The sequence below is a fragment of the Deinococcus seoulensis genome (genome assembly GCF_014648115.1).
Taxonomy (GTDB): domain Bacteria; phylum Deinococcota; class Deinococci; order Deinococcales; family Deinococcaceae; genus Deinococcus; species Deinococcus seoulensis.
This window is the reverse complement of record NZ_BMQM01000058.1, coordinates 1-9134: the sequence shown is the minus strand read 5'-3', so window position 1 is coordinate 9134 and position 9134 is coordinate 1. Positions and strand designations below refer to the sequence as shown.

The following is a 9134-nucleotide window of genomic DNA, read 5'->3' as shown; positions in this document are numbered from 1 at the left end:
TCCGGTTGACGCCTAGAGTTCCCCCCATTTTTTTGTTCGGGTTTCGCTCATAAGTAGATACGGTGTGGCAGCCGCCAGCCCCTTAATCCCGTCAGGGCAAGGCTGTCGGCGGCAGGTTTTACACCCGCTTCATTCATGTCAATTCCACGCGGTTATGACCCCGCGCGGCATTCATTCCTGGTCGCCCTACATTCTGATTTGTTATGCAACACGGCCCATAGTGCGCGGCCTGAATCTGAGTTCATTGAGTCGATCGAGGAGATTAATCCCCGGCGCTCTTCCCAGTCGTGCCAGCGCCATTACGCGCACACGACTAGAGCGGTGTGAAGGCCACCCCGGCAAGGGCGGGAGTCTTCGGCAGCGAAGCGCGAACACCACCTGGAGAGTCGCACCAGCGGAACGGCTTTTGATGTGGGGGCAAGCCCCCCGGACCCCCCAAAAGTCCCTCGCAAAGCAACATTCATAAAGTTCAGTTACAGACCTACGGATTCCAACGCGTGTAACCACACGGTGTAACCACACGCCGAACGTGCGCCACAACGTGTCCGGCTACAACGGGTGTATGTCCCCTGTTCCCCAACCACCATCCAGCCCACCTGACGGCCTGGAGATCGCACGCACTCAGCGTCTACACCTGACAGCGCAGGCGCTGCTGTTCGACATCGCGCGCCGGGTGCGCGCAGGGTACATCTGGCACGTTGGCGGCGAGGTGCCAGCAGACAAAATTCTGGGTCTGGTTGCCAAGCTCAGCGGGCAGCATTCCACGCACCTGGACCGGGTAACGCGACACCGAAATAAAGCGGCCGGAGAAGCCGCCGCAGTCTTATTTATTTGGCCTGTTCGGAACGATCCGAAGGGCTACACAACCACCTTCCGGTTCCTGCTGCTGGGGACCGAAAATCTGGAAGGCGAGCGCATGCAAGACGGCCGACATAAGCCAGTCAGAGTGAACCTTTACCCTGACGATTCTGCGGAGTTCCACCTGGTCGCCACACGTCGTCCCTGGAAGCGCGGCGAGTCCCGAAAAGGCCCTGTACCTGTGACCTGGGAATGGCAGTTGTGCCCCCGTTCTCTGACCCTGCTGCGTGCCCGGATGGACGCCGCCGCGCGCGGTCCCGCGCACGGGTTGCAGCAGCTGATTGGTGCATACAGTTCACTGCCGATGACCGGCGCATATCGCCGCCAGCTGGCCGAGGTGATGACCAGCGCGCGCCAGACCTGGCGCACGAACCAGACGCCGACCGCGCGTGCCTTGCGCGAGCGGATCAAGCGCGGCGAGGCGGTGGACCCGCTGCGTACCAGCGCCCTGCCGTTCATGTCGTCGTTCCCCGTGATGTACGCCGATCCGCCAGAGACGCTGGCCGATCACCTGGCAGCCGCAGGACGCGTGCGCGGCGAGGTCAAAAGAAGCACAGCCGCGCGCATGCGCGCCATGCACGCAGCCCCCCACCTGAACTCTGAACCCGTTCCAGAGGAGACCCCCGAATGAACACGCGCGAAACCACCGCAGCCCGCCTGTACGCACTGACCTGGAACAGCGTCACCCACGAACTGGCCGCGACCAGCGCCCGCGACCTTGCAGCTCAGGTGCAGGCGATCACCAGCAGCAAGCAGGCAGCAGGCCTGGCGCGCGCCGCATGGGGTGACGACCAGGCAGACCTGCAACTGGCAGGCGTGCGCCTGGTCGCCGTCGGCCGGATTGTGCGCCAGGTCTGGCGCAGCGTGGCAGTCAACCGCACGCCTGGAACGGTTCACAGCGTAAGTGATAGTAGTGACAGCAATGCCAGCAATACCGCAGCACCCGATATAACCAGCACTGCTAATAGTGCTAGCAATACTAGCAATGACGGGAGTGCGATTAGACCTGCATTGGCGAGGTTCAGACCCGTATCTGAGGAGGCGCGGAACGACTCCACGCACTACGATGCCGCCACACGGGGGGACGAATGACGACGGACATAGGGCTGGACTGGAACGAAATCCGAACGAGGGCAGCGCAGTTCGCTGCGCGCTGGTCAGATGAGGAGCGGGAGCAGGCAGGCGCGCAGGGGTTCTGGACGGAGTTCCTGAACGTGTTCGGTCTGGACGCGCGCCAGATCGCGGAATTTGAACGCCGCGTAACCGGCCTGCAAACCGGCAGTGGTCGTGGACGGATTGACATGCTGATTCCCGGCCAGCTGCTAGCCGAGCACAAAAGCAGGGGCCGCGATCTACAGGCAGCGCTACAGCAGGCGTTGGACTACGTGGACGTGCTGGAGGAACACGAACGCCCGCGCTGGGTGGTGGTCAGCGATTATGAACGGCTGCACCTGTACGACCGCGACACCAGCACCAGTGATGAATTCCCCCTGATTCGCCTCCCCCAGCGCGTCGAGCGGTTCGGGTTCCTGATCGCCCGCGAGTTGCGCCGCCGTGAGGACGCCGCGCCCGTGAACGTGCAGGCCGCCCGAAAAATGGCCGCACTACACGATGAGCTGCGCGCCGCCGGATACACGGGCCACGACCTGGAGCTGCTGCTGGTCCGGCTGTTGTTCGTGCTGTTCGGAGACCGCGCTGGGCTGTGGGATCAGAACGGCCTGTTCCGCGATCTGCTAGAGGACGAAACCCGCACAGACGGCGAGAATCTAGGGTTCATGCTGATGCGGCTGTTTGAGACCCTGAATACCCCCCGTGATCGCCGCCAGGCGCAGCTCCCTGCAAAATTCAAGGTGTTCCCGCATGTCAACGGCGCGCTGTTCGCAGAGACGTTGCGGCCGGCCGAGTTCAGTCCAGAGATGCGCCGCCTACTGTTGGACGCCTGCCGCCTGGACTGGTCGCAGGTCAGCCCAGCGATCTTCGGCAGCATGTTCCAGGGTGTCATGGACCCGCAGCAGCGCGCCCACCTGGGGGCGCACTATACGAGCGAAACCAACATTCTGCGCGCGATAGGCCCACTGTTCCTGGACGAGTTGAAGGCCCAGCGAGAATCCGCGAGGGGGGACCGCCGCCGCTTGCAGCAGTTCCTGGACGCATTGCCTACGCTGCGATTCCTGGACCCGGCCTGCGGATCAGGTAACTTCCTGCTGGTGGCATTCCGCGAACTGCGGCGTCTGGAACTGGACGCGCTGGCAGAGATGATGAACGGCCGCCAGGTGCTGGACATTGACCAGCTGTTGCGCGTGAACGTCGAGCAGTTCTACGGCATTGAGCTGGATGAATTTGCCGCGCAAATCGCCCGCGTGGCGCTGTGGCTGGCAGACCACCAGATGAACCGCGAGGCGAGCCAACGGCTGGGCCAGTCGTTCGTGCGCCTTCCGCTGTCACACGGTGCCCACATCCGACACGCCGACGCGCTCGAAACGGACTGGGTAGAACACCTGGAGCTGGAGCAGCATCTGGCGGGACTGCGTGGCGTGTACGTGCTGGGGAATCCGCCGTTCATCGGCGGCAAGAAGATGAGCGCGCCGCAGCGCGCCCAGGTGGTGCGGGATTTCCCCGGCGTGAAGGACAGCGGCGTGCTGGACTACGTAGCTGCCTGGTATATCCGCAGTGCCCGTCTGCTCCGCGAGACCATGCGCCTGTCCGCCGAAATGCGGGCGCAGGTCGATGTACGCGCTGCTCTGGTGAGCACAAATAGCGTCACCCAGGGGGAACAGGTTGCGCCGCTCTGGACCGGCATTCTGGGGGAGCTGGGTCTAACCATCACAGCAGCACACAGGACATTCAAATGGAGCAACGACGCGCCAGGACAGGCCGCCGTGCATGTAGTCATTATTCAGATGGAACCCGCGTCGCAGGCAGCGCGCAGACCGCGCCGCCTGTTCACGTATAGCAGGCCTGCCGCTGATCCCGTGGAGGTTCACGCACAGCAGATCGGCCCGTATCTGGCAGACGCGCCGCCTGTCATCGTCAGGAAGGCGCAGGCACCCCTGCGAACTGGCGTGCCGCCTATCCACTTCGGGAACATGCCGCTGGACGGCGGGAATCTGCTGCTGACCCGTGAGGAGCGCGACGAACTGCTGGCCGCAGAGGAGAACGCCGCGCCCTACGTGCGCCCACTGCTGGACGCTAAGACGTTCCTGAATGGCGGCGAGAGGTTCTGCCTCTGGTTGGAAGGCGTCAGTCCGGCTGTTCTGGCGACGCTGCCCCATGTATGTGCCCGCGTCGATTCGACGCGCCAGTGGCGGCTGGATAGCGTAGACGCAGGAACGCGCAGAATGGCCCAGTCCCCGGCGCTCTTCCGGGACCGGAGACTGCCTGAGCGCTACTTAGTCGTGCCAGGATTTAGCAGCGAACGGCGGGAGTATGTGCCGGTCGCCTATCTGGACAGCAGCACTGTGGTGAACAATAAGCTGTACATGATTCCAGACGCCGACCTGGTGCACTTTGGCCTGATTCAGTCACGCGTGCATATGGACTGGATGCGGTTGGTTGGCGGCCGCCTGAAATCCGACTACAGCTATACGAAGGACGTTGTGTACAACACGTTCCCCTGGCCTGACCGCGCGGCGCTGCGGCCGCGTCAGGTGCAGGTCATCGAGGAGGCGGCCCAGGCCGTTCTGGACGCCCGCGCTGCTCACCCGGACTCTTCGCTGGCCCAGCTGTACGACCCGCTGCTGATGCCTGCTGACCTGCGCGCCGCACACAACGCATTAGACCGCGCTGTGGAGGCGGCCCTGGGCATCCGGGCAGGCAACACTGAGGCGCAACGGGTGGCGCACCTGCTGGCCGCGTATCAGGCGCTGGCCCCAACGCTAGAGACGCAGGCAAAGAAGCCGAAGCGAAAACCACAAAAAACACAGTAACGCTGTCCTGAACATCGAGGGCGCGACCCTGGGCGACGACAGCGCCCGGTGGGCGCGCCCTCAGCGCGTGCGCTGCGGTCTCAACACAGAGGGGCGCTGCCCCTTGACCCCGCCCCCAGGGCCTGCACGGTGCGCCGCGCCTGTGCGCGGTACACTGCACACAGACCACACAGGAGAGCACGCATCAACGTAGACCGACCCTGAACACAAATAGCAGAGACACGGCCGCGACGGCGAGCGGCACATAGAGCACGCAGCATCGGACGAGATTTAAAATAGAACGTTCAGGACAGCAAAAACGAACGGCCAACCCGCCACAGGTCAGCCGCTCCAGTCTCATCAACCCGATCAGAGGTTTTTTCGATGAACACCCCACCAACGAGTGGGGGGCGCACGGATAGTGTACCACCGCCTATGGGGGCGCGTGTAGTACCTGTCACTGTGCTGCCCCCCGGCCCACCAGGCCAGGCGCAGCATGCCCGCCCCTAGAGCATTGCAGGACGTTCTGACTGCTATCACTGCTAACGCACCTGCGTGGCCGCTGTGCGGCGCAACCGTCCACCAGGCGGGAGCGGGGTTCCGACTGCCGACCGATCAGGCCGTGCAGCAGACGTACTGGCAGCCGAATGCGCGCGGTAAAATCCACGCACTCGTTGCCGACTGTGACGCGGTAGACCCCATCACGCGCGTGTTGCAGGGACACGCACCAGCGCCAAACGCGGTGGTCTGGAACATGAACAACGACCACGGACACGCGCTCTACCTGTTGTCTGAACCCGTCGGTCGTGGCGGCCGCAGTAGTGCGCGAGCTGTCGAGTACGCCGAGGCCGTCTGGGACAGCATCGACCAGGCGCTACAGGCCGACCTGCACTACACGCGGCTGCTGAGCCGTGGACCGCTGGCACCGGGTCATCTGCTGGAGATCGTCCGGCCGGAATTGTACGACCTGCACGAGCTAGCGCGCGCCCTGCGGCTGCCACAACGGACGCAGCAACCGAGCCGCGCGCAGCGTCAGGCGGCGAGCGCCGCTGACTCCCGCAACCGCGCTCTGTTCGACAGCGTGCGGCAGTTGGCCTACGCACACGCGCACCTGACGGACCTGGCACGTTACGCACTGCTGGAGCGACACGCGCAGACGTTCAACCAGGCGCTGGCGCAGGAGCATCCGCGCGGCGCACTGAGCGCCAGCGAACTGCGCAGCGTGGTTGGCAGCGTGAACCGCTGGACAGGCCGCAATCAGGGCAGCCTGCGCCCCCGCCTTGCAGGCGCGGTGGACCGCTCCAGGCAGCACAGCCGGGAACGCCAGTCCGCAGCGCCCGCAGCGGTTCAGCGTGCCCGTCAGGCCGACGCAGGCCGTATGACCGCCGAGCGCCGCGCAGAACAGACCCGGCAGGCCCTGCGCGCTGGCGTGGCCCAGTTGCAGTCCCAGGGCGCACCCGTGACCGCAGCAGCACTGGTCGCAGTCACGAGGCTGCCAATACGCACCGTATACGATCATTCCGACGTGTGGAACGTCTAAACGGCTGATAATTATACTCAAGTATAATTTTTGCGAAACGCTGGTGGTATCAGGTATACAGGCCCCGAACGGGGCCTTTGTGCTTGTCTTGGTTGTCCCGCGTTAGCGGGTCCTTCTTGTCTCTCTTATCCCTGTTGCTTCCGGATGTACTCCACCAGAGCTGCTTCGATCACGTCTCCCAGACTGGTTCCGTGCAGTCCTGCCAGACTTGCCGCTGCTCTCTTCAGTTCCGGCCTGATCCGTACATTCATTTGTTCCCGTTCCACATCGCCTCTGCGTTGCACCCCGTCAGCCGCAGCGCGTCCACGTTGTGGTGGTGGCAGCCTGAACAGCTCGGGATCACGGAGCGCAGCCGCCGCGCCGGTCGCCGCGCTGGGCTGAACCGGCACAGCAACCGGCGCAGGTTCAGGACTGGTGACAGGTGCTGTGGGTTTCTTGGCTGGCGTCTTCCTGGCAGGCTTTTTGGGGGCAGCTTCCTGAACAGCAGCCGGTTGAACGTAGCTGTACCTGTCTTTTGTTGTCTTTTTCGTCATCACTTCACCTCGCGGGCCACGCCCTGAATGTCGCTCCACGCCTCACCAGCACGCGGGTCCTGCACATCGCGTACCAGACCGCCGACCTCTGCTGCACGTTCATACGCCGCCAGTCGTCGAACCACGGTATCCAGCACAGTCAATCCAGCGCCGCGCAGCGCGTCGCGTGCGTCCCGACCGGCATGACCGACAGGAGCGGCCCGTGTGACCAACACCCGGACCCGGTCAGTCGTTCCAGCCGCTCGCAGTTCCCCCCACAGGCGAATGGTCGAGACGATTTCCGGCCGGGTGGTTCCGGTTGGCAGCAGCACCAGGTCCAGCGCCTGCGTCATCGCCACCAGATCAGACAGCGGGGGCCGCCCCTCGCTATCTACCAGCAGGTAGTCTGTTGGCCTCTCCAGAGCCGTCTGAGCGCCGTCAGGGGCCACGACCTGGAATGGCAGTGTCTGACCAGCAGCAGCCCATTCCAGGCAGGTCTGCACCCTGGTGTCCTCATCTACCAGAACGACCCGCCGCCGAGGTCTGCCACCTGACAGCGCGCCCGCCAGGTGCCAGCTGATCGTCGATTTACCCACGCCCCCTTTCTCGCTTGTTATTCCTATGCGTCTCACACGAACAGAATACGCTGATACCGCTTCAATTGCTAGCAGTTCTAAGCAGAACAGATGCTGCTATTGTGCTAGCAGTTCTATCTATTTAGATTCGATAGCAGCGTGTCGTTCCAGTAGACGGCTGACCTGTTGCGGCCCCCAACCGCCCCCCCGGCGTGCTGGAATACCAACGGCGTCCAGACGCTGGGCAATCTGCCGTAGGGATAGCCCCTGGTCACGCAGCAGCGCCGCGACCGTTCCCGCAGGTCGTGTGGCCTCAATCGCGGCGCGGCGCATGGTCGCAGCGCCAGCAGCACGCCGTTCCGGCGTCAGGGCCGCCGGATTCCCCAGCGGCAGCCCGCGTGCGCGTCGAGCGGCCAGCGCAGCGCGCGTGTCGAGACTGATCCGGGCCGCCTGCTGTTCAGCAACGGCAGACATGATGTGCAGCACCAGCGGCTGTGCGTCAGGCATGTCGGCGGCCTGGAACGCCACGCCAGACTCCATCAGCGACGCAATGAACCGGACATTCCGTGCGAGCCGATCCAGCCGCGCAATGACGAGCACCGCGCCTGAACGCCGACATTGCGCCAGTGCAGCCTGCAACTGGGGCCGTGTGCCTTTCTTCGTGCCCGTCTCCACTTCCTGGAACTCAGCCACGATGACCAGGCCACGACCCTGCGCGAACGACAGCACCGCTGTGCGTTGTGCTTCCAGTCCCAGACCCGACTGCCCCTGCCGCTGCGTGCTGACCCGGTAATACGCGACCGCGTGCTGGCCTGTCGCCGCTGTGCCGTTGAACGTCATGCAGCCAGTGTCGCACGCAGACTGTCCCGCAGCTCAACGTCCCCATGAGGTATGTGACACTATGCGGAGTCCGGCGCGCGCCCGTGCCCGCTGCGCAGGGACAGCACCTACGCACCAGGCACGACCGCACCCCGGTTGAGGATGTCAACCGCAATCTGGCGACATGACGAACCCACCCCATGCTGGTCAGCAGAGGGGGTGGTTCCGAGAGGGAATATGGATGTGTTACTTGTATCCAGTTGCTACAGGCGGCCTGCCTGTGAGTTGTCCCGTGTGGGATGCGCGTCCTAGTCGCGCTGAACAGCCGTGTGGCTGTTCGTCGTTCAGTGTTCTGCGGTGCGCTTCGCTGTCGTGGGATTCCATCCCATGACTTCCACCGCCGCTGGCTTTCGACTTCACGGACTGCTGTACGGTCGTCCCGTACCCGTTCTCCAATCCACTCCCCTTCGACCGAGTCGAGGTGTGCCCGGGGCGATCCTGTCGCCTGTCTCATCGCCTGCTCTCCCCGTGGGTTCAGCTCTGTTCAGGTGGTTGCCGCCATCCTGAACGCCTTCCCATCGTTCCCCAGTTAGACATGAACTACATTGTTTAGCCGGCGTCTCACATCCTGTAGCCAGCCGCTGACCTGTACGGTCAACGCTGTTCCCCGAACCTGCGTTCGGATTTCGCGCGCTAAATGTTGCCAATAGCTGCGCTACCCCTACAGTGCTTCTGACTTCGGTTCAACCATCCCACTACAGGGGATGGCACCGGCATCACTCTCCACAAGCGACCGCGCTCTTTTCGAGTCGCGGCCTACCTTTACCGTTTAAGCTGTCCAACGACCCATCCAGCAGCTTTCGCCACCCAATGGTGCCGCGCCAATCCATCTCCGGTTGACGCCTAGAGTTCCCCCCATTTTTTT

General features: G+C 63.7%; 7 protein-coding genes. 4 read left to right on the top strand and 3 right to left on the bottom strand.

What is annotated here, in order from left to right:
- The first annotated feature begins 562 nt into the window (after positions 1 to 562).
- The 4 genes from IEY70_RS20300 to IEY70_RS20285 all read left to right on the top strand — a co-directional run bounded on the left by IEY70_RS20300 (position 563) and on the right by IEY70_RS20285 (position 6303).
- Positions 563 to 1489, top strand: a complete 927-nt coding sequence (locus IEY70_RS20300; protein ID WP_189066849.1) for a hypothetical protein — start codon at positions 563 to 565, stop codon at positions 1487 to 1489.
- Positions 1486 to 1950, top strand: coding sequence for a hypothetical protein (locus IEY70_RS20295; protein WP_189066848.1), 465 nt, complete (start codon positions 1486 to 1488; stop codon positions 1948 to 1950). The genes IEY70_RS20300 and IEY70_RS20295 overlap by 4 nt, the downstream gene beginning before the upstream one ends.
- A complete protein-coding gene (locus IEY70_RS20290; protein WP_189066847.1) occupies positions 1947 to 4784 on the top strand; it encodes a DNA methyltransferase in 2838 nt (945 codons plus the stop codon). Before IEY70_RS20295 ends, IEY70_RS20290 begins: the two co-directional genes overlap by 4 nt.
- A gap of 475 nt (positions 4785 to 5259) precedes the next feature.
- A complete protein-coding gene (locus IEY70_RS20285; protein ID WP_229778121.1) occupies positions 5260 to 6303 on the top strand; it encodes a replication initiation protein in 1044 nt (347 codons plus the stop codon).
- Between the two features lie 125 nt (positions 6304 to 6428).
- Here IEY70_RS20285 and IEY70_RS20280 read toward each other — a convergent pair whose 3' ends face one another.
- The 3 genes from IEY70_RS20280 to IEY70_RS20270 all read right to left on the bottom strand — a co-directional run bounded on the left by IEY70_RS20280 (position 6429) and on the right by IEY70_RS20270 (position 8230).
- On the bottom strand, positions 6429 to 6836 hold the full coding sequence (locus IEY70_RS20280; RefSeq protein ID WP_189066845.1) for a hypothetical protein: 408 nt from the start codon (positions 6834 to 6836) through the stop codon (positions 6429 to 6431).
- Positions 6836 to 7447, bottom strand: coding sequence for a nucleotide-binding protein (locus IEY70_RS20275; protein WP_189066844.1), 612 nt, complete (start codon positions 7445 to 7447; stop codon positions 6836 to 6838). The genes IEY70_RS20280 and IEY70_RS20275 overlap by 1 nt, the downstream gene beginning before the upstream one ends.
- 81 nt (positions 7448 to 7528) lie before the next feature.
- On the bottom strand, positions 7529 to 8230 hold the full coding sequence (locus tag IEY70_RS20270; protein WP_189066843.1) for a recombinase family protein: 702 nt from the start codon (positions 8228 to 8230) through the stop codon (positions 7529 to 7531).
- Between the last annotated feature and the right edge of the window lie 904 nt (positions 8231 to 9134).

Bases quoted from the DNA above. Each gene is read 5' to 3' on its own strand.
- IEY70_RS20300 (WP_189066849.1), top strand. From the start codon at position 563: ATGTCCCCTGTTCCCCAACCACCATCCAGCCCACCTGACGGCCTGGAG.
- IEY70_RS20295 (WP_189066848.1), top strand. From the start codon at position 1,486: ATGAACACGCGCGAAACCACCGCAGCCCGCCTGTACGCACTGACCTGG.
- IEY70_RS20290 (WP_189066847.1), top strand. From the start codon at position 1,947: ATGACGACGGACATAGGGCTGGACTGGAACGAAATCCGAACGAGGGCA.
- IEY70_RS20285 (WP_229778121.1), top strand. From the start codon at position 5,260: ATGCCCGCCCCTAGAGCATTGCAGGACGTTCTGACTGCTATCACTGCT.
- IEY70_RS20280 (WP_189066845.1), bottom strand. From the start codon at position 6,836: ATGACGAAAAAGACAACAAAAGACAGGTACAGCTACGTTCAACCGGCT.
- IEY70_RS20270 (WP_189066843.1), bottom strand. From the start codon at position 8,230: ATGACGTTCAACGGCACAGCGGCGACAGGCCAGCACGCGGTCGCGTAT.